19 protein-coding genes and 1 pseudogene are annotated in these 18,475 nt (G+C 70.7%); 9 read left to right on the top strand and 11 right to left on the bottom strand.

Going from position 1 to position 18,475, the window contains the following annotated elements:
• Positions 1–177 precede the first annotated feature (177 nt).
• Positions 178–1,356 (top strand): MFS transporter, encoded by a 1,179-nt coding sequence (locus EDD30_RS34555; protein ID WP_071803814.1) that lies wholly within the window; start codon positions 178–180, stop codon positions 1,354–1,356.
• On the opposite strand, the gene EDD30_RS34550 is transcribed toward EDD30_RS34555, so the two are convergent.
• Genes EDD30_RS34550 through EDD30_RS34530 form a run of 5 tightly spaced genes read right to left on the bottom strand, consistent with a single transcriptional unit; the run spans position 1,353 to position 6,751 of the window.
• A complete protein-coding gene (locus EDD30_RS34550) occupies positions 1,353–2,375 on the bottom strand; it encodes an N-acetylglucosamine kinase (RefSeq protein ID WP_084556189.1) in 1,023 nt (340 codons plus the stop codon). The genes EDD30_RS34555 and EDD30_RS34550 overlap by 4 nt on opposite strands.
• Complete coding sequence (locus EDD30_RS34545) at positions 2,372–3,628, bottom strand: family 4 glycosyl hydrolase (protein ID WP_071803812.1); 1,257 nt, start codon at positions 3,626–3,628, stop codon at positions 2,372–2,374. Before EDD30_RS34545 ends, EDD30_RS34550 begins: the two co-directional genes overlap by 4 nt.
• Positions 3,625–4,515: a carbohydrate ABC transporter permease gene (locus tag EDD30_RS34540; protein WP_071803811.1), complete on the bottom strand. Its 891-nt coding sequence runs from the start codon at positions 4,513–4,515 to the stop codon at positions 3,625–3,627. The genes EDD30_RS34545 and EDD30_RS34540 overlap by 4 nt, the downstream gene beginning before the upstream one ends.
• On the bottom strand, positions 4,512–5,429 hold the full coding sequence (locus EDD30_RS34535) for a carbohydrate ABC transporter permease (protein ID WP_071803810.1): 918 nt from the start codon (positions 5,427–5,429) through the stop codon (positions 4,512–4,514). Before EDD30_RS34535 ends, EDD30_RS34540 begins: the two co-directional genes overlap by 4 nt.
• A gap of 2 nt (positions 5,430–5,431) precedes the next feature.
• Positions 5,432–6,751, bottom strand: a complete 1,320-nt coding sequence (locus EDD30_RS34530) for an ABC transporter substrate-binding protein (protein WP_071803809.1) — start codon at positions 6,749–6,751, stop codon at positions 5,432–5,434.
• A gap of 322 nt (positions 6,752–7,073) precedes the next feature.
• Here EDD30_RS34530 and EDD30_RS34525 point away from each other — a divergent pair, with 322 nt between their 5' ends.
• Positions 7,074–7,958: a chitosanase gene (locus EDD30_RS34525; RefSeq protein WP_084556188.1), complete on the top strand. Its 885-nt coding sequence runs from the start codon at positions 7,074–7,076 to the stop codon at positions 7,956–7,958.
• On the opposite strand, the gene EDD30_RS34520 is transcribed toward EDD30_RS34525, so the two are convergent.
• Positions 7,943–8,665, bottom strand: coding sequence for a TioE family transcriptional regulator (locus tag EDD30_RS34520; RefSeq protein WP_211277705.1), 723 nt, complete (start codon positions 8,663–8,665; stop codon positions 7,943–7,945). The two genes, EDD30_RS34525 and EDD30_RS34520, sit on opposite strands and share 16 nt — an antisense overlap.
• Positions 8,666–8,725: 60 nt before the next feature.
• Between EDD30_RS34520 and EDD30_RS34515 the strand changes: the two genes are divergently transcribed.
• Positions 8,726–9,925, top strand: a complete 1,200-nt coding sequence (locus tag EDD30_RS34515) for an erythromycin esterase family protein (protein ID WP_071803807.1) — start codon at positions 8,726–8,728, stop codon at positions 9,923–9,925.
• Between the two features lie 41 nt (positions 9,926–9,966).
• Entirely contained in the window at positions 9,967–11,442 is a 1,476-nt protein-coding gene (locus tag EDD30_RS34510) for a lactonase family protein (RefSeq protein ID WP_170047171.1), read from the top strand.
• 595 nt (positions 11,443–12,037) lie between these two features.
• Here EDD30_RS34510 and EDD30_RS34505 read toward each other — a convergent pair.
• The 3 genes and pseudogenes from EDD30_RS34505 to EDD30_RS42210 form a co-directional block, all read right to left on the bottom strand.
• Positions 12,038–13,567: a glycosyltransferase family 39 protein gene (locus tag EDD30_RS34505; protein WP_071803805.1), complete on the bottom strand. Its 1,530-nt coding sequence runs from the start codon at positions 13,565–13,567 to the stop codon at positions 12,038–12,040.
• Between the two features lie 391 nt (positions 13,568–13,958).
• Positions 13,959–14,528 (bottom strand): nitroreductase family protein, encoded by a 570-nt coding sequence (locus tag EDD30_RS34500; protein ID WP_071803804.1) that lies wholly within the window; start codon positions 14,526–14,528, stop codon positions 13,959–13,961.
• 223 nt (positions 14,529–14,751) lie between these two features.
• A pseudogene (locus EDD30_RS42210) lies at positions 14,752–14,910 on the bottom strand (helix-turn-helix domain-containing protein); the annotation flags it as partial.
• Between EDD30_RS42210 and EDD30_RS34490 the strand changes: the two are divergent.
• Together EDD30_RS34490 and EDD30_RS39570 are read left to right on the top strand one after the other, a co-directional pair.
• Positions 14,880–15,455, top strand: coding sequence for a M23 family metallopeptidase (locus EDD30_RS34490; protein ID WP_071803803.1), 576 nt, complete (start codon positions 14,880–14,882; stop codon positions 15,453–15,455). The pseudogene EDD30_RS42210 and the gene EDD30_RS34490 sit on opposite strands and share 31 nt — an antisense overlap.
• Before the next feature lie 37 nt (positions 15,456–15,492).
• Positions 15,493–15,645, top strand: coding sequence for a hypothetical protein (locus tag EDD30_RS39570; protein WP_170047169.1), 153 nt, complete (start codon positions 15,493–15,495; stop codon positions 15,643–15,645).
• 42 nt (positions 15,646–15,687) lie between these two features.
• Here the strand turns inward: EDD30_RS39570 and EDD30_RS34485 are convergent, their stop codons facing one another.
• Entirely contained in the window at positions 15,688–16,029 is a 342-nt protein-coding gene (locus tag EDD30_RS34485; protein ID WP_071803802.1) for a VOC family protein, read from the bottom strand.
• A 34-nt stretch (positions 16,030–16,063) separates the two neighbouring features.
• Positions 16,064–16,717 (bottom strand): hypothetical protein, encoded by a 654-nt coding sequence (locus EDD30_RS34480; protein ID WP_211277704.1) that lies wholly within the window; start codon positions 16,715–16,717, stop codon positions 16,064–16,066.
• A 112-nt stretch (positions 16,718–16,829) separates the two neighbouring features.
• Here EDD30_RS34480 and EDD30_RS34475 point away from each other — a divergent pair, with 112 nt between their 5' ends.
• From EDD30_RS34475 to EDD30_RS34465, 3 genes are all read left to right on the top strand, one after another.
• Complete coding sequence (locus tag EDD30_RS34475; RefSeq protein ID WP_071803801.1) at positions 16,830–17,384, top strand: GNAT family N-acetyltransferase; 555 nt, start codon at positions 16,830–16,832, stop codon at positions 17,382–17,384.
• Positions 17,385–17,449: 65 nt separating this feature from the next.
• On the top strand, positions 17,450–17,683 hold the full coding sequence (locus EDD30_RS34470) for a hypothetical protein (protein ID WP_071803800.1): 234 nt from the start codon (positions 17,450–17,452) through the stop codon (positions 17,681–17,683).
• Positions 17,644–18,417, top strand: a complete 774-nt coding sequence (locus EDD30_RS34465) for a helix-turn-helix transcriptional regulator (RefSeq protein WP_071803799.1) — start codon at positions 17,644–17,646, stop codon at positions 18,415–18,417. The genes EDD30_RS34470 and EDD30_RS34465 overlap by 40 nt, the downstream gene beginning before the upstream one ends.
• Positions 18,418–18,475 lie beyond the last annotated feature (58 nt).

Genomic DNA, 18,475 nt, shown 5'->3' with positions numbered 1-18,475 from the left:
CGGCCGACCGGGAAGTCGTCCTGACCGGGGTTCCGCCGGAAGCCCTGTCCCACCCGGTGCGACCGACGCGAGAATTGACTTCGACCACCCATCACACCAGGACGTGTAAATATGCCCTTGTCGCGATTGATTGAACTTTCGACCCGTTTAGCGCCGGCCGATCCGCTGCGCAGGAAATTGATCGCGATTCGGCTCGCCGAGTCGATCGGCAAGGGGGTCTTCCTCAGCGGCAGCGTCGTCTACTTCACGCTCCGCGTCGGGCTCGACGCCACGCAGGTCGGCCTCGGGCTGTCCGCGGCGGGCCTCTCCGCCTTCATCTCCTCCGTCGTGTTCGGCGTGATCGCCGACCGAGTGGGCCCGCGCCGGCTGCTCATCATGCTGTTCGCGGCGCTGACGGTGGGTTTCGGGCTCTACGCGGTGGTGGGCACCGCGATCCAGTTCTTCGCCCTGGTGGTCGCCGTCGGCTTCCTCGAGTACGGCACCGGCCCGGCCAACGGGGCCCTCGTCGGCAACCTCGTGCCCGCCGAGGAGCGGGTCAAGCTCAAGGCCATGATGCGGTCGGTGTTCAACATCGGCTTCAGCATCGGCATCGGCGTGGCCGCCGTCGCCGCGCTCAGCCAGCGGCTGCTCGTGCTGATCCCGCTCACCACCGCCGCGCTGATGGCCTGCGCCGCACTGCTGGTGACCCGGCTGCCCGACGTACCGTCCCGTCCGGTCCCGGTGGGCTTCAAGCGCTTCGCCGCCGTCCGCGACCCGCGGTTCCTCGCCGTCATCGGGATCTCCTCGGTGCTGGCGTCCCACGTCACCGTCATCCTGGTCACGATGCCGTTGTGGGCGCTCAACCACACCTCGCTGCCGCACTTCCTGATCCCGCTGCTGCTCATCTTCAACACCGCGTTCGTCATCCTGTTCCAGGTGCGGGCCAGCCGCGGCGCGGACACGGTGGAGGGCGCCGGCCGGCTCGCCCGGCGCTCGGGCTACTGGCTGGCCGGCGGCTGCGCCGTGATCGCGGTGACCGCCCTCGGCGACAACGACATGCTGGCCTCCGTCGCGATCGTCGCCGCCGTCCTGATCCTGTCCACGGCGGAGGTGATGCAGGCCGCGTCGGGCTGGGGCCTCGCGTTCGGACTCGCGCCCGAGCACGCGCAGGGAGAATATCTGGGCGCTTTCGACCTGCACGTGATCACCCAGAACGTCGTCGGCCCGGCCCTGCTGTCCGGCCTGGTCATCACGTTCGGCTTCTGGGGCTGGCTCGGCATCGCGGCCGCCGCGCTGGTCGCGTCGGCGCTGATCATCCCGGCCGCGCACCGCAGCCGGGTCACCCTGGCACCCGAGCCCGCCACCGCCACCGGCTAGCCGGCCTTCTCGATCGCCATCGCGGGGACAGCCCTGGTGGGCGACGCGCTCGTCATCTCGGCGCGGAGGCGCTCCTTCGCGGCCGGGGAGGAGCCGAGCGCGTCCAGGGCCAGCAGGCCCGCGCCCAGCGCCGGGGGTGATTCCGGCACGCTGATCTCCACCCGGGGAGCCTGTCGCCGCACGCCCGCCACGACGAGCCGGTGCAGCACCGGATGCCGCGCCCGCAGGACGCCGCCGCCCAGGACCAGGGTGTGCGGGGCTTCCCGCAGACCCAGCCTGGTCGCGGCCACCCGGTGCTGCACCACGACCTCGTGTGCCTGGCGGCGGATCAGCCCCACCGCCACCGCGTCGCCGGCGGTCGCGACCTCGAACAACAGCGGTGTCAGCTCGCGGATCCGGGTCATCGACAACTCCCCCAGGTGCAGCGCGATGCTCACCTCCTCGACCGTGGCGCGGCCGAAGTGCCCGGCGACCGCCGCGGACAGCCCGGTCGGGGTGCCGCGGCCGTCCTCGCCCCGGGCGGCCAGGCGCAGCGTGTGGGCGGCCAGGTCGTGGCCGCCACCCCAGTCCCCCGAGATCGGGCCCAGCGCCACGAACCGGGCCGCGCGGCCGTCCGCGGCGCGGCCCACGCAGTTGCTCCCCGCCCCGCAGACCACGGCGACGGCGTCCGCCCGCGACGTGCCCGCGCGCAGCAACGCGAAGCAGTCGTTGTCCACGATGGTTTCGCGGGTCCACCGCCGGGCCGAGATCGCCTGCTGGAGCCGGGTCACCTCGACGGGTAGGTCGGCCCCCGCCAGGTAGACGGCGGCCAGCTCGATCGAGGCCGCCGGAACCACGCCCGCCTCGGCACGTACGGTACGGACGAGCTCCGCGAGCAGTTCCACCGTGCCGTTCAGGCCGAGGGTGTGCGGCGAGGTGGCGGGGCCGCGGACGAAGCCCAGGACGTCGCCGTGCACGGTCCCGAGGAGCACGTCGGTCTTGGAGTTGCCGCCGTCCACGGCCAGGTAGTACGCCGTCATCGGGCCCAGGCCAGATGCCGGGCGCCCGCCGCGAGCAGCCGGTCGGTGAGCGCCTCGGCCCGCTCGTGCTGGGCGACCAGGGGATGGGCCAGCAGCGCCCGGTACACCCGGGACCGGCCGCCGCGCAGGGCCGCGTCGAGGGCCAGTTCCTCATATCCCGAGACGTGGCCGACCAGGCCGGCCAGCTCCGGCGCCAGCGCGGCGACCGGCAACGGCACGGGCCCGGCGGCCCCGGCCCGGGCCGAGACCTCGATGACCGCATGGTCGGGCAGGAACGGCAGGGTGCCCTCGTTGCGCACGTTGACCGAGTGGACGCCATCCGGGTCGAGGCCCTGCAGTGCCGCGATCAGGCCCACCGCCGCCTCGGAGTAGAACGCGCCGCCGCGCTCGCCCAGCAGGGCGGGCTTCTCCCGCAGCGCCGGATCCCGGTACGCCTCGAGCAGGGTCGCCTCGATCTCGGCGACCCGGTGCCCGCGGGTCTGCGCGCCGCGGGCCTGCCGAACGTGCCGATCATGGGCGTAGAAGTAGCTGAGGTAGTACGACGGTACGTTGCCGAGCGCGGTCAGCACCTCGGCCGGCAGGTCGACCTCGGCGGCCAGCTCGTCGACGTGCGCGGCCAGCAGGCCGGGCAGCCGGTCCACGCCGTCGACGTACGCGGCCCGTTCCCATGTCAGGTGGTTGAGGCCGACGTGGTCGAGGACCACGGCGGCCGGGTCGGCGCCGAGCATCCGGGCGAACCGGCGCTGGAAGCCGATCGCCACGTTGCACAGCCCGACCGCCCGGTGTCCCTCGTCCAGCAGCGCCCGCGTCACGATGCCGACCGGGTTGGTGAAGTCGACGATCCAGGCCCCCGGCCGGGCCCGGGCCCGGATCCGCGCGGCCACGTCGAGCACCACGGGCACCGTACGCAGGGCCTTGGCGAGCCCGCCCGCCCCGGTGGTCTCCTGACCCACGCAGCCGCACTCCCCCGGGAAGGTCTCGTCGCTGATCCGCGCCGCCTGCCCGCCCACCCGCAGTTGGACGACGACCGCGTCGGCGTCGGTCGCGCCGGCCTCCAGGTCGGTGGTCCAGGTGACCTTCCCCGGATGGCCGTGGTTCTCGAAGATCCGTGCGGAGAACCGCCCGACGATCTCCAGCCGGTCGGCCGCCGGGTCGATGAGGACCAGTTCGGACACCGTCGTGCCGAGCCGGGCGAACCCGTCCACCAGCTCCGGCGTGTACGTCGAGCCGCCGCCGACGACAGCGATCTTCACCCCTTGACCCCCGTGAGTGTGACGCCCTGGACGAATGCCTTCTGGGCGAGGAAGAACACGACGACGATCGGCAGCATGGCCAGGACCGTGGCGGCCGTGACCAGGTTCCAGTCGACGTGATGGACACCGTGGAACGAGGCGAGGCCCAGGGACAGCGTCCAGGAGCCCTCGTTCTCGCTCGTGTAGAGCAACGGACCGTAGTAGTCGTTCCAGGCGTAGAAGAACTGGAACAGGCCGGCCGCCGCGATCCCCGGCCGGGCCATCGGGAGCACGACCCGCAGCAGGGTGCGCCACTCGCCGCACCCGTCCACCCGGGCCGCGTCCAGGTACTCGGACGGGATGGTGAGCAGGAACTGCCGCATGAGGAAGATGCAGAACGCGTCGCCGAAGAGCATCGGGATGATCAGCGGCGTGAGCGAGCCGGTGAGGCCGTAGCGGGCCCACATGAGATAGAGCGGGACCGTGACCACCTGCGGCGGCAGCATCATCACGCAGATCACGGTGAGGAACACCGCGTTGCGGCCGCGGAACCGCAGCTTCGCCAGGGCGTACGCCGCCGGCACACTGGACAGCAGCATCAGTGCGGTGGCCGACGCCGCGTAGATCACCGTGTTGAGCAGGTAGCGCGGCAGCGGCGTGATCTCGAAGACCCGGACGTAGTTCTCGAAGTGCCAGGTGTTCGGCCAGTAGTCACTGGTCAATGCCTGGTCGCTGGTCATCACGGAGAGCAGTACCAGATATCCCACCGGGGTCAGGAACATGATCGCCAGCGCGATCGCGATGCTGTGCCGGGCGATCCAGGCGAGCCGGCGCTGCCGCCTGACCCGGCGGTCGGCCACCGTGACCGGCGCCGACGGTGCCACCGGCGGGGCCGCGAGGGCTGTCATTGTTCCTCCCCGGAGAAGGCCCTGGAGCGACGCAGCAGGATCACCGTGACGGCGAACGCCACCAGGAACAGGGCGATGGCCATCGCGTTGGCGTAGCCGAGCGCGTGGTAGCGGAATCCGACGGTGTAGAGCCAGAGCGGATAGGTGAAGGTCGAGCCCTCGGGGAAGCCGAAGGACGAGGAGATGCCGCCGCCCGTGACGGCCTGCCCGCTGGCGATCGACCCGGCGACCGCGGCCTGGTCGAAGTACTGCAACGTGTAGATCACGCCGGTCACGGCGGCGAAGAGGATCACCGGGCGGATGGTCGGCAGCGTCACGTACCGGAACCGGTGCCAGGCGTTCGCGCCGTCCAGCGCGGCCGCCTCGTAGAGGCTGGCCGGGACGCCGAGCACGGCGGCCAGGAAGATGATCATCAGGTCGCCGATGCCCCAGAGGCCGAGCAGCACCAGCGACGGCTTCGACCAGTCCGGCGAGTTGAACCAGAGCGGGCCCTCGATGCCCAGCCGGGCCAGGAACGCGTTGACCGGGCCCGTACCCGGCTTCAGCAGGTAGACGAAGGCGATGGTGGCCGCGACCGGCGGAGCCAACGCCGGCAGGTAGAAGATGGTCCGGAAGAAGCCGGCGCCGCGCCGGAGCCGGCTGAGCAGCATCGACAGGCCGATCGCACTGACGATCCGTACGGGGACGAAGACGACGACCATCCACAGCGTGTTCCGGATGGACTGCCACAGGTACGGGTCCTCGGCCATCCGCCGGTAGTTCGCCAATCCCACCCACTGCGGCGCGGTGAGCAGGTCGAACCTGGTGAAGGAGAACCAGGCGGCGCTGAGCAGGGGGTACAGGAAGAACACCACGATGCCGGCCAGCGCGGGCGCCAGGAAGGACAGGGCGGTGAGGTTCCGCCGGAGCCGCACGGTCAGCCGCCCAGCGTCATCACGCTGTTGATCTGCTTGTCCGCCTCGGCGAGGCCGGCATCCAGGTCGGCGACCTTGCCGGACTGCCAGCTCATGAGGAAGGTGGCGAACGTCTCCTGGTACGCCGGTCCGGATGCCGCGGGCGGCGAGGTGGACGAGTGTGGATGGGCGAAGATGTCCATGAAGGTCTTGAACTCCGGTTCCACCTGCAGCTCCGGGTCGCGGGTCGACCCGACGGTGGTAGGGATGTTCTTCAGCGCGTTGGACAGCTTCACGATGGTCTTGTCGTCGGTGGTCAGGAACTTGATCAGTTCCCAGGCCGCCTCCGGGTTCCTGGCGTTCTTCGAGATCCCGACGATGTTGCCGGTGACGTAGCCGGCGCCGTACCGCGCCGGGTCGGTGGTGGGGATCGGCGCGACGCCGTATTTGAGGCCGGGCGCCTGGTCCTTGACGAACGCGAGCCGGTACTCGGCGTCGATGTTGATCGCCACCTGGCCCTTGTGGAACGCGTTGTCCGCGCTGAACTCGTCGCCCAGGCCGGCCCGGAACTTCTGCAGGTTGTCGTAGCCGTACCAGTCGACCAGGCTCTTCTGCCAGGTGAGCAGCGTCTTCCAGGCCGGGTCGCCGCCGACCGCGGACTTGCCGCCTGTGGTCAGCCACGTGGCGGCGACGGCCGGGGCGAGATGCGAGGCCGCATTCTCGTAGAAGTCGAAGAGCGGAAGGAAGCCGACCCGCTTGAGCGAGCCGTCCGGATTCTTCACCGTCAGCTTCTTGGCGGCATCGGTGAGCTCGTCGAGGGTCTTCGGCGGCCCCGCGATGCCGACCTCGGCGAACAGGTCCTTGTTGTAGAACATCCCGTACGCGTCGGCCAGGAACGGCATCGCGCACCGCTTGCCGGCGAACTCCGTGTACTGGCGGGTGGTGGCGTTGAGCTGGTTCAGATCGACGTTGTCCCGCTTGGCGTACGGCGCCAGGTCGACCCACGCCCCGGACGAGCAGAACTTGCCGACGATGTCGGTGGAGTAGGAGAGCCCGATGTCGGGGCCGTTGCCGGCGCCGATCGCCTGGGTCATCTTCGAGTCGTCCTGGCCCGCCTTCACGGTGACCTTGATCTTCGGGTGGGCGGCCGCGAAGTCCTTGATCACGGCATCGATCGCGGCGGCCTCGCGCTCGGTGAAGAAGTGCCACAGCTCGACGGTCCCGGCCACCTCCCCGCCGGCGTCGGCGATCTTCTGTTCCTTGGCGACCGGGGTGCAGGCGGTGAGCAACAGGGCGGCGGCCGCGGCGACGACCGATCTTTGCGCAGGTATCCGTTTGTGCATGTCGGGCGTCCTCTCACGGTGGCGCCGGGGAGTTCTCGCAGATAATTGTTAGATGATTTTCCTATTGCGCCGACCGTAAGACCTTCATCGATCCGCTGTCAAGACCCTCGTCACGGCACGTGAAGTGCCCTCGGCGCTGGCGCCTCGTCGGCGCGCCCAAACCGCTAGGCATGCCTGCATATCGGACTTATCGAAGGGTATTGATAAATCACTTTAACTGACCTAGCGTGACCACTCATCGCCACGGCGACGGCCGCTCGACAGACCGTTGTCGATGGATACCCCTGTGCGCAGATCCCTCCATCCCCCACCGAGGAGCGCCATGACCGTCCCCACCACCCCCCGAAACCGTCGCCGGAGGACCCTCGCGTACGCCGTCGGCGGCCTGCTGCTGCCGGCCGCGGGCCTCGCGTACGGCCTCCTTCCGGCCGGCGCCGCAACCACCGAGCCGGTCACCGCCGGCGGCATCGCCGCCGCCGCGCCGGCGGTCATCGCGCCGGCCGTCGCCGCGGTGAACCTCGACGACCCGGCGAAGAAGGAGATCGCCATGCAGATCGTGTCCGCCGCCGAGAACTCGTCGCTCGACTGGCGGGCCCAGTTCTCCTACATCGAGGACATCGGCGACGGGCGCGGCTACACGGCCGGGATCATCGGCTTCTGCTCCGGCACCGGCGACATGCTCGAGCTCGTCGAGGCGTACACCGACGCCGTGCCGGGCAACGTGCTGGCGAAATACCTGCCCGCGCTGCGCCGCGTCAACGGCACCGACTCGCACGCCGGCCTCGACCCGCACTACCCCCGGGACTGGCGCAGCGCCGCGGGCGATCCGGCCTTCCGCGACGCCCAGGAGTCCGAACGGGACCGGGTCTACTTCGACCCCTCCGTCCGCGACGGCAAATCGGACAAGGTCCGGGCGCTGGGCCAGTTCGCGTACTACGACGCGGCCGTCATGCACGGTTACGAGGGCATGCGCGCGATCCGCGGCCGGGCACTGCACAAGGCCAGGCCCCCGTCCCAGGGCGGCAACGAGACCACCTGGCTCCACGCCTTCCTGGACGAGCGCGTGATCGAGATGAGGAAGGAGGAGGCCCACTCGGACACGTCCCGGGTCGACACCGCCCAGCGGGTGTTCCTGCGCAACGGGAACCTCGATCTGAACACCCCCCTGGAATTCGCCGTCTACGGCGACCACTACCGCATCGACTGACCCCGCTCCGCCCGGTGCTCACTGCCGAGGTACGCCTCCAGTGCGGCGGCGCCGGCGAGCATGGCGCGGCCGCGGGCCGAAAGGCGCGCATGCCAGTCGCGCAGCATCGATTCCAGGGGCGCGACGCCTCCGGCGGAGCGGACCTGGGCGATCAGCGGGGCGATCTGCTCCAGCAGGTAGCCACCTCGCCTGAGCTGGTGGACAAGCAGAGCGTCGCGGATGTCGGCCGCGCCGTAGACCCGGTAGCCCGTCTGCGGGTCTCGGCGCGGCCGGACCAACCCGGCGCGTTCCCACTTGCGCAGGGTGGCGGGGCGGACGCCCAGCCTTCCCGCCAGTGGGCCGACGAACGTGTCGCCGCGTTCCTGCGGGACGGGACCGAGGTCGCGGAGCGCGGCCTCGACGGCCCGCAGGGTGTGGCGGTCTTCGAGGAGCTGCGCATGGCTCTCGTCGATGAGCCGCAGCGCCTCCTCCGTGGCGTCGCGGTTGACCGCCTGCATGATCGACGCTGCCGTCCGGTGGCCGTGCCCTGGCACGAGGGCGAGGAACGCGCGCAGGGCCTCGGCATGCAGCGGCGTGTAAGTGCGGTAGCCACTCGCGGTGCGTACGGCGTACGGAAGGATGCCGGCCGCCTCGTAGTTCCTGACCGCCTGCGTGGACAGGCCGTGCCGGCGTGCCAGGTCAACCGGCCTTTGAAGGTTTCTCCGCACGTTCCTGCCCAGATCGCGGTATAACTTTGCACCGTCGGTTCAACGATACTGTTCAAGGGCATGACTACCGATGTCCAAGACACCGTTCATGCCGTCGACGCCGCCTCGGTGCTGGGACTGCTCCCGGCCCGCCCGCGGATCCTCGCCCTGGGCGAACCCACCCACGGCGAGGACGTCCTGCTCGACGTGCGCAACGACCTCTTCCGGCAACTCGTCGAGCGGGAGGGCTACCGGACGATCGCGATCGAAAGCGACTGCCTGATGGGCCTGGCCGTGGACGACTACGTCACCTCGGGCACGGGCACCCTCGACGAGGTCATGGCGCGCGGATTCAGCCACGGACTCGGCGCCTCCGTGGCCAACCGCGAGCTGGTGAGCTGGATGCGCGCGTACAACGACGGGCGGCCCGCGTCCGAGCGAGTGCGCTTCGCCGGTGTCGACGGCCCACTGGAGATCACCGCCGCCGCGAGCCCCCGGCAGGCCCTCACCGCACTCCACGCGTACCTCGCCGCCCGGGTCGACGCCGGCCTGCTTCCCTGCACTGCGGAAGCGCTCGACCTCCTGCTGGGCGCCGACGACCGGTGGACCAACCCCGCCGCGATGAGGGACCCGTCGCAGTCCGTGGGGCAGACGCCCGAGGCCGGAGAGCTACGGCTGCTCGCCGACGACCTGGTGGCCCTCCTCGACGCACAGACCCCCCGGCTCATGGCGGCATCCGTGCGGGACGAGTGGGACCGGGCACGCATGGACGGGCGCACCGCCACCGGCCTGCTGCGCTACCACCGGTGGATGGCCGACACGTCGCCGAGCCGCATGGCACAACTGCTCGGGCAGCGGTCTTCGATGATGGCCGCCAACCTGCGGGCCCTGGCCGAACGCGGGCCGACGCTGGTGCACGCCCACAACGGGCACCTCCAGCGGGCCAGCAGCAGTATGCGGATGGACGGCCTTCCGGTGGCATGGTGGAGCGCCGGAGCGATCATCAATGCATGGCTGGGCGAGGAGTACGCCTTCCTGGCCACGGCGCTCGGCACGATCCGCCACCACGGCGTGCTGACACCACCCCCGGACACCATCGAAGGGCTCCTGTACGCGCTTCCCGAAGACCGGTACGTCGTCGACGCCCGCCGGCTGGCCGGCACCCTTGGCGACGTGACGCCCCGGGTGTCACCCTGGTTCGGCTACGCCCCACTGGACCCGGCCCACCTCAGCGGCATCGACGGGCTCGTCTTCGTCAAGGAAGCTCCCGCGAAAGCTTGAATCCGGCGTGCCGCTGCCGACGTACCGAGGGGAGGATGGTGATGGCTGGACGACACGCCCGCGCGACGCGCGGACGCTCCGTGTGGGTCGCTGCCGCCCTGGTCGCCGTCCTCTACCTGGGCGGCTTCGCCCTGATGCCGGTCAGCTCGGCCGCCTTCACGGCAACCACCACGGGCCCGGCCTCCTCCTTCGCCGCCCGCTCCACATTCGGGTTCACCCAGACCGCGCCGTGCTTCAGCAGCTCCGGATCCGGCGGCTGCCCGGCCGCCACCGGCATCGTGGGTGGCGCGAGCGTCGTGGTCAGCCCCGACGGCAAACACGTCTACTCCGGCTCCGTCGCCGGCACCACCTCGAGCGTGGCGGCGTTCTCCCGCAACGCCACCACCGGCGCCCTGACTCAGCTCGCCAGTCCCGACCGGTGTTACAGCAACGCGTACCTGGCGGGTTGCACCACGGTGCAGGATCTCTTGCTGTCGGTCTACGACCTGGCCATCAGCCCGGACGGCAAACACGTGTACGCGGTCAGCTTCGGCAAGTCGACACTCGTCGCCTTCTCCCGCAACGCCACCACCGGTGTTCTGACCAAACTGTCCGGCACGAACGGCTGCCGCTCGGACGAGAGCGTCACTCCCGTTCCCACCGGATGTATCTCAGCCAGGGGCATGACCGCGGCCGACGGCGTCGTCGTCAGCCCCGACGGCGCGTATGTGTACGTCGCCGGCCACAACTCCCACTCGATCGCCGTCTTCGCACGCAACTCGACCACCGGCGTGCTCACCCAACTGAGCGGCACCTCCGGGTGCTACGCCGACTCCAGCACCCAGGCGACCGGCTGCACGGAGACCGCGTCGGGGATGCGGAAGCCGTACTACGTGCGGACCTCCCCGGACGGTAGAAGCGTGTACGTGGCGGGCAACGGCAGCAACGCCGTCGCGATCTTCCAGCGCAACATGACCACGGGCGCGCTGTCCCAGCCGGCCGGCCCGAACAAGTGCGTCCACACCAACGGCAACGGCACGACGGGATGCACCGCCGTGAAGGGCCTCTCGGGCGCATACCACCTGGGTGTCTCGCCCGACGGCGCCCACGTGTACGCCCTCGGCAACACCGGCGGTACCGTCGCCTCCTTCACCCGCAACACCACCACCGGTGTCCTGACCCAGCTCGGCACGAACGGCTGCCTGGCCGCCGCCACCACCAGCGGGTGCACCACCGTCAGGGCGATCGTGGCTCCGACCGGCATCGACTTCAGCCGCGACGGGTTGTTCGCTTTCGTGTCCGCCTCGGGGAGCAACGCCGTCGCGGTATTCCGCCGCGACAGCAGCATCGGTGTCCTGACCCAGCCGACCGACACGAGTGGCTGTATCGCCCTGCCCCCCGCGACCGGCGGGTGCACCACCGGCGACGGCCTGAGTCTCCCCGGCGGCATCGCCACCAGTCCGGACGGCCGGGACGTCTACGTCGCGGGCGGAGACGGCGCCGCCGGCAATGTCACCGTCCTCAACCTGACCCACTGACCCAGCGCCCGCACCGCGCGGCGGGGGCGGTCATCGCCCGGGCGGTGCCGAGCTTCCCGGACCCCGGACCGAATCCAGCACCGCTTTGACCACCTGCCGGTCGGTGTCGTAAGCGGATACGACGAAACCGTCGGCACCCGTCCACCCACCCCACACTGCGGCACCGACCCCTACCGCGCTGCTCCGCAAGACGCCAGGGGGTCGACCGGGTCGAAGAGAGCAGTAAAAGCGGGACCACTGATGGCAAGGCCGCTTCCCGACTCGCACGGAGGTGAGCTCGGTGGCGCCCATCGGTCGTATCGGACCTTGCAGCCGCTCATGTCGGGCCGTACCCCAGCGGCCGGGATGTCGACCCGGACGCCCTGGTGCTCGATGGTCTTCCATCCCGGCCGGGCGAGACTGACCGCGACCGGCTCAGGTCGCGGGTCGCTCTCTGACCGGAACGAGTAGGGAACGACGGCCGCGACGGCCGCGCAGGCGACAGCCAACGGGATGAGCCGGGCACTACGCGAAGTCATTACGGAGATCATGATGCTCAGACGGAGTATGACACCGCTTTCGTTCCGCTCAGGATTCGGAAAGCCCCCACTGCGCTTCATCCGGAACGGCGAACCCGGCCGGCCGGGCCTGGATCACGATTGCGTTCGAGGAGGACCAAGGTGGTCTTCACCGGTTGCCAGACCTTGACCTGCCTGTAGTCCCTGGTCAGAGTCGCCTCGAGCGGCCCGCTGTCGGCCAGGGGTTTCCCGCTCGCCCCCTGGCGCAGATACCAGACGCGCTTCGCGTTGCCGAGGCAGGCGACCTGGTCGGCGCACAGCTTCGCATTCAGCTCGCCGACCTCGGCCGCCTGCTCGGCCTGCTCCACGTCCAGCGGCCTCAACTGGCCACGCAACTGGTAGCTGACGCCCGCACGCAACGACCAGGCGGATTTCATCGAAAAGACGATGACGTCGCCGGGCTGCTGGTTCTGTTGCAGAATCCGCTTGACCGCCCGGAAGTCGGAGCCCATATGCGAGACCGGGCCGCGCACCTGCGCGTGGGCCGGCGCCGAGACGGCGGCCAGCAGCACCAGGGCGAGCGCCATGCGCAAGCGCAGGCCGTGCAGCGCGGCGGCGGCGAGCAGCACGATCGCCGGCAGCACGAAGAGCACATAGCGGGGAACCCACATCGACGAGCTGACGAGGGAGATCCCGATCAGCACCAGCGGCGGGAGCGTGGCCAGCACGACCAGATCCCGGACGAGCTGGCGCTCGGCCCGTACGGTCGCCGCGATGCCGATCAGCAGCAGACCCGCGGCGGCGGAGCCGAAGAGCTGCCCGGGCGCCGCCAAGACCCCGGCCGTGTCCAGCTCCGGGATCCATTCCAACTGCCGGCCCCGCTGCTGCGAGCCCATGTAGAGCAGCGGCGACACGGGCATCAGCCCCACGGCCGTCACGGCGACCCAGCGCAGCAGCCGCTTGTCCCGCGTCGGCCACCAGCGCGCGGCGACCGCGTAGAGGTGGCCGCCGAGCACCAGCAGCGCGAGCAGGTGCGAGACGCCGGTCAGCGCGATCGCGAAGCCGTAGGCGCTCCAGCGGCCCCAGCTCGGCTTCTCGAAGGCCCGGTAGAGCAGGAGCGAGGCGAGAGCGGCGAAGAAGAAGGCCAGACCGTAGGCGCGCGCCTCCTGCGCATAGCGGGAGAACTGCGGGACCAGGACCATCATCAGTCCGGCAAGCAGGCCGGCGCCGGGGCCGAAGAGTCGGCGGCCCAACTCGGCCGAGACCCCGACCCCCGCGGCGACGGCCAGCAGGGAGGGCATCCGCAGGGAGAGCTCGGAGTCGCCGAAGACACCCATCCAGAAGTGCATGAACAGGTAATAGGGCGAGATGACCGCGTCGAGGTTCTGCGCGAGGTCGACGATCTGCCCCACGGTACGCGTGCCGACGAGCCAGGTCGCGTTCTCGTCCCAGCCCAGCGAGGGCTGCAGCAGGCGGAAGCGTCCCACCACCAGCATCGCCAGCGCCGGGATCAGCCCCGGAGCCCAGCGCCGGAACAGCGTCGCCCAACGCCGCTCGCCGGGTGACGTGTGCGGGGTCCGCTCCCGCGCCGGCGCGACCTGCTGCGGCGGCTCGACGGTCTGGGTCACCCTTACCCGCTTTCTCGTGACGCTTCCGAGCCGGAAACCTTAGCCAGCCTCGTGTCGGCTTGTCGCCGCATTGTGTGCGGGCACACGCCCACCCCGAGCAGTCACCCTGCTCAATCGGCGGTACCGGTTCCCTGATCCGCAGGCGTCAATCGTGTCGCGCCGCCGCAAGCCTGCGTTTCATGGGCAATGAGGGCGCATGCCGCGATGCGGAACGGAATAGCACTCGGGTGGCATGGGCGTGCCGCTGCAGCGGTCTTTGAAAATGATGCGATTCCTCCGCATCGGTCCGGGGATAGGGAGGCCCGATGGGTGTGCCGCGGCGGGCGTCTGATCGAGACGCCCGCCGCGGGGGGTGTCCTTGTGCGCCGTCGCCGACGCCCGTGTCACCTCGTCAGGCGCCCGTCCAGAGCAGCTCGTCGACCGAGCGGCGCTCGCGGGACGATGCGGGAATCGGGCCGACGGGCGCCCCGGTGCCGGCCGGCACCCGGCCGATCGCCGACATGGTCGTGACCTCCCAGTGGACTGGCACCCCGAACTCCTGCGCCACGCGGTCCCGGTCGAACGCGCGGAACTGCCGGACGAATAACCCGAGGGCCTGCGCCTGGAGAGTCATGTGCGCCACGGCCTGGCCCAGGTCGTACAGGGCGAACTCCGAGTACTCCCAGTCGGTGTCCTCGACGTACCTGTGGGACAGGTTGGCCATGAGCACGCTGGCCGAGGGCGCCCAGCGCCCGGAGCTGGCGGCGAGGTGGCGCACCAGCCGCCGGTGCGTCCCGTCGCCCCGGCGGCCGACGATGAAGGCCCAGGGCTGCGAGTTCCCGGCGGAGGGTGCCCACCGTGCCGCCTCCACGAGCAGCTCTACCTGGCCCGCGTCGACCTCGTGCACCGGGTCGAACGTCGTCGGACTCCACCGCGCGGCGAGCATCGGATGCAGTCCCGGCGCTATCAGGTCGTCCTGCATCCCGACAGCCTGGCACACGTTCCCTCGCACGGAGGCGGCGGCCGGGGTTCACGGACGTCGTTGCGGGCCGTCCGGGTGGAACCAGCAGAGGCGGTGGGACCGAGGATTCCAGGGCGTCGGGTGAGCCGGCCTGCTCGGCGGTGGCGGTGAGCCACAGCCGGCGCAGTTCGGCGATCTCGGCCGGGGCGGCGCCGCATTCGCGCGCCCACAGTTCGACGATGCTGAATCGCGCGGGTACGACCTCGCCCGAGGTGTAGCGGTGCAATGCGGATCTGCTGACCGCGAGTCGTCGGGCCAAGGCCTCGAAGCTGCGCCCCTTGCGGCTTTTCAGATCGCGAAGCACGGACGCCAATGCCTGCGCCGCACCGGACCGTCCCGTCATCTCCCCCGGAGGATCCGTTCCCCTGCGGGCAACAATGGACGGCGAGCACCCGCAGCGACCACATCCCCAACCCCCACAGCCTCGACCTGCTCAAGGTCGGCGGCGGCAGCAACAACCAGCCGATCCTGGCCGTGGCCGGCGGCCGGGTGGTCAAGTCGGCCTACGACGGCGGGGGCGGCTGGCACGTCCGCATCGACCACGGCAACGGCTGGCAGACGCGGTATCTGCACATGATCTCGGCGCCGGCCGTGTCGGTCGACCAGACGGTCGTCCAGGGCCAGCTCATCGGCCGGGTGGGCAGCACCGGCGACAGCGGTACGCCGCACCTGCACTTCGAGCAGATGCAGGACGGCACCACGGTCCGCTCCGCGTTCGACGGCCAGCTCGTCACCGTGGAGGTCGGACGGTCGCAGGGGGATCAGCAACCTCGGCGTCACCAAGCCCGGCTCGAACGTCTTCCACCTGCGGACGTCGGCCAACAACCAGCCCGAGGCCACCCGGAGCGTCGCCTACGGCAACGCCGGGGCGCTGCCGCTGGCGGGTGACTGGGACGGCGACGGCAGGGACAACATCGGAGTCCGCATGGGCAACGGCTACTTCTTCCGTACGAGCGCGGTGAGCGACAACGCCGAGGTGACCCACCATGTCGCGTACGGCAACGGCGACGGCCGGGAGATCCCGATCGTCGGGGACTGGAACGGCGACAAGCGCGACACCCAGGGCATCGCGTTCTGATCAGGGACGTTCCGGCCGGCTTCCTGAGGGGAAGCCGGCCGTTCACTGCGGAGCGCCGCCGACGCCGAACTCGTTGCCGTCGGGGTCGCGATAGATGATCTTGCGTACGCCGTTGTCGTACGTTTCCCTCGTGACCGGCTGGATCCCCCGCGCGGCGGCCTCCGACACGAAGGCGTCGAGGTCGTCCAGGAAGAGGGTGTGCATCGCGTGACCGGCGTGCTCGGGGCTCACCTCGATGTACACGTACCGGTGCTCGGCGAGCTCCCACACCGCCTCGGTGTCGTTGGGAAGGAACGCCGGCGGGCGGCCGAGCAGCTTCTCGTACCACCCGAGCGCCGCCGGGCGGTCGGTGACCGGGATTCCCGCGAACAGCTCGACGGTCATGCGGCCATGCTAGCCGCCTGCGGCCGTCGCCGGATCACCTCGGCCGCTCGGCGCCGGTCAGCACCTTGGCAACGCCGCCGCTCGGATCGGGGCGGTAGAAGATGTCGATGTCCACTTCCTCGCCGCCGACGTTCGCCGTGTCCCACTCTCCGCTGGCGAGCAGCGTCCGCAGCGTGGTGGCCTGCATCTTCCCGAGATGCTCCCGAAGTGTCGCGTCGTCCGGCAAGCCGGGGATCCGTGACGCCAGCCGGCCCCGGATCGCGCGCAACCGGGCCATGAGTTCCTCGATGTCGGCTTCGTCGGCGGGGGTGTCGGCGGCGCTGTCCGCTATCGCATCCTTGATCGAGCGCGTCACACCCCGCTCGTCGGTGATGACCATGGCCTTCCAGGCGCGGCTCTTGTGGCGGTACTGCAGCATGGACATCGCCGCCTCGTGGCGGATGAAGTCGGCGTCCCGCAGCGCCCTGCCGTTCCAGGAGTTGCCGAGCGAGCGAGCCAGGGAGATGGCCGACGCCAGCCCGCTGTTGAGCCCTCGCCCGGGCCAGAAGTGGATAGCGTTGGCGGCGTCACCGAGCAGGAACGCATAGGTGCCGGGAGTCTCGGCGGTGGCGGAGTAGAGCTGCGCGGTGAACTTCGGCCGCTGCACCATGTCGAGCCGGAACGCGGTGACGGCGCTCAGGTCCTCCACTGCGCCCGTCCTCTCCTGATGCCGTCGCCCACCTGCACACGGCCGATCCGGGCCACCGGTTCATGTTTTCTCGGCCCCGAGTCCGCCGCAGGGGACGCGGTAGGTTTCGAGCGTGGAGCTGCTGCGAACCTCGCGAACCCTGCTGCGTCGCTGGCAGGAGGACGACCTTCAGGCGTACTTCGAGCTCTATTCCCGGTGGGAGATCATGCAGTGGCTCGGGCCCCGGCCCCGACGCGTGGTGGCCGACATGGACGAGGCGCGGGAGCGGTTCGCCCGCCGCCGCGAGCGTGAGGCCGCCCTGCCGCTGCCCTACGGCTTGTGGGCGCTCGTGGTGTCGGACGCGGACGGTCATTGGTCCGCGGATCCGGTGGGAACGGTGCTGTTGCTGCCTCTGCGGGACGCCTCGGGCGACACCTCCGAGGTCGAGATCGGGTGGAACCTGCATCCGGACCATCAGGGCCGGGGCCTGGTCACCGAGGCGGCGCGGGCGCTGCTGGGCGCCGGCGAGCAGGCCGGGTTGACCAGCGTTCTGGCGGTGACCGATCCGGACAACACCGCCTCGCAGGCGGTCGCCCGGCGGCTCGGCATGCGCGACGAAGGACTCACCGACCGCTGGTTCGACACGACGACGCGTCAGTTCCGCTGGACCACGAGCCGGTGGGAATGAATTCCTGCTCCACTTCGGAGGGGCGTGGAGGAGCCTCGCGAGCTGTTCGCCGCCGAGGCGGCATCGTGGTGTTCAGCGGCCGTGGCCACGAGGCGCTGGAGGCCGTGGCCGCGGCGCTCACCTGTCCCTCCCAGGACCCGCTGCTGGCGACGGCCGTCGCACCCCTGCGGCCCTACGTCATGCTCTTCGCCGGAAGGCCGGCCCAGGTCGCCGACAGCTTCGACACCGGCGAACTCGCCGTGCCGGGATCTGGCCGTCGATGCCGGCGGCCGCGCAGGCCTGCCACGTGCAGGCGCTGAGCATGTCGGGCCGGTTGCCGGCGGCGGCCGAGGCCGCCGAGCGCTACTACGCCGACGCGGTGATGCACGGCTCTCCGGCGGGCAGCACCGCCGGCAACTACGTGGCGCTCGGCGAGGCCTGGCTGCTGGCCATGTCGGGACAGGTCCCGGCGGCCGTCGACCTGCTGCGCGCCACGGCGGAGCGGTTCCTCGCCCAAGGCGCGGTCGCGGTCGCCGTGGACGCCCTGCACCTGCGTTCCCGGCTGGAGCCCGGCGCCGAGACCGCCTCCGAGCTCCGCGGCTTCGCGGACCTCACCGACAGTCCCCTGTTCGGGTGGTACGCCGACTACGCTGAGGCGATGGCCGCCAACCACCCCGGCCGGCTGGAGCAGCTCAGCGCCGTCTGGGAGGAGCGCCACTACCTCCCGCTGGCCCTGGAAGCCGCCGTACGCGCGGCACAGCTTTCCGGCCGCGCCGGCCGGACGACGACGCGGCTGTCGCGGCGCATCGAGGAGTCGCGCCGCTCCTGCGACGGCTTCTGGCCCGCCTGGCTCGATCCGCACGAGCAGGGGCCGACGCTGACTCAGCGGGAGCGGCAGGTATGCCGCCTGGCCGTCGACGGGCTGGGCAACCCCGAGATCGCGCACCGGCTCGTGCTGTCCGTCCGGACCGTCGAGAACCACCAGCAACGCGGGTATCAGAAACTGGGTATCAGGGGCCGGCAGGAGCTCGCCTCCGCATTGCCCTCGCCCTGACGATCGGACCGCTCCCCGACTGCACCCGCACCACTATCACCGCCACTCGCATCGGTCC

Source organism: Couchioplanes caeruleus, from assembly GCF_003751945.1.
Taxonomy (GTDB): Bacteria; Actinomycetota; Actinomycetes; order Mycobacteriales; family Micromonosporaceae; genus Actinoplanes; species Actinoplanes caeruleus.
The sequence above is the reverse complement of the archived record's forward strand: the minus strand, read 5'-3'. Positions and strand labels throughout refer to the sequence as shown.

Coding starts and splice junctions, on each gene's coding strand:
- EDD30_RS34500 (WP_071803804.1), bottom strand. CDS start 14,528: ATGCAGGACGACCTGATAGCGCCGGGACTGCATCCGATGCTCGCCGCG.
- EDD30_RS34525 (WP_084556188.1), top strand. CDS start 7,074: ATGACCGTCCCCACCACCCCCCGAAACCGTCGCCGGAGGACCCTCGCG.
- EDD30_RS34510 (WP_170047171.1), top strand. CDS start 9,967: ATGGCTGGACGACACGCCCGCGCGACGCGCGGACGCTCCGTGTGGGTC.
- EDD30_RS34515 (WP_071803807.1), top strand. CDS start 8,726: ATGACTACCGATGTCCAAGACACCGTTCATGCCGTCGACGCCGCCTCG.
- EDD30_RS34485 (WP_071803802.1), bottom strand. CDS start 16,029: ATGACCGTCGAGCTGTTCGCGGGAATCCCGGTCACCGACCGCCCGGCG.
- EDD30_RS34490 (WP_071803803.1), top strand. CDS start 14,880: ATGCCTGCGCCGCACCGGACCGTCCCGTCATCTCCCCCGGAGGATCCG.
- EDD30_RS34530 (WP_071803809.1), bottom strand. CDS start 6,751: ATGCACAAACGGATACCTGCGCAAAGATCGGTCGTCGCCGCGGCCGCC.
- EDD30_RS39570 (WP_170047169.1), top strand. CDS start 15,493: ATGGGCAACGGCTACTTCTTCCGTACGAGCGCGGTGAGCGACAACGCC.
- EDD30_RS34540 (WP_071803811.1), bottom strand. CDS start 4,515: ATGACAGCCCTCGCGGCCCCGCCGGTGGCACCGTCGGCGCCGGTCACG.
- EDD30_RS34550 (WP_084556189.1), bottom strand. CDS start 2,375: ATGACGGCGTACTACCTGGCCGTGGACGGCGGCAACTCCAAGACCGAC.
- EDD30_RS34465 (WP_071803799.1), top strand. CDS start 17,644: ATGCCGGCGGCCGCGCAGGCCTGCCACGTGCAGGCGCTGAGCATGTCG.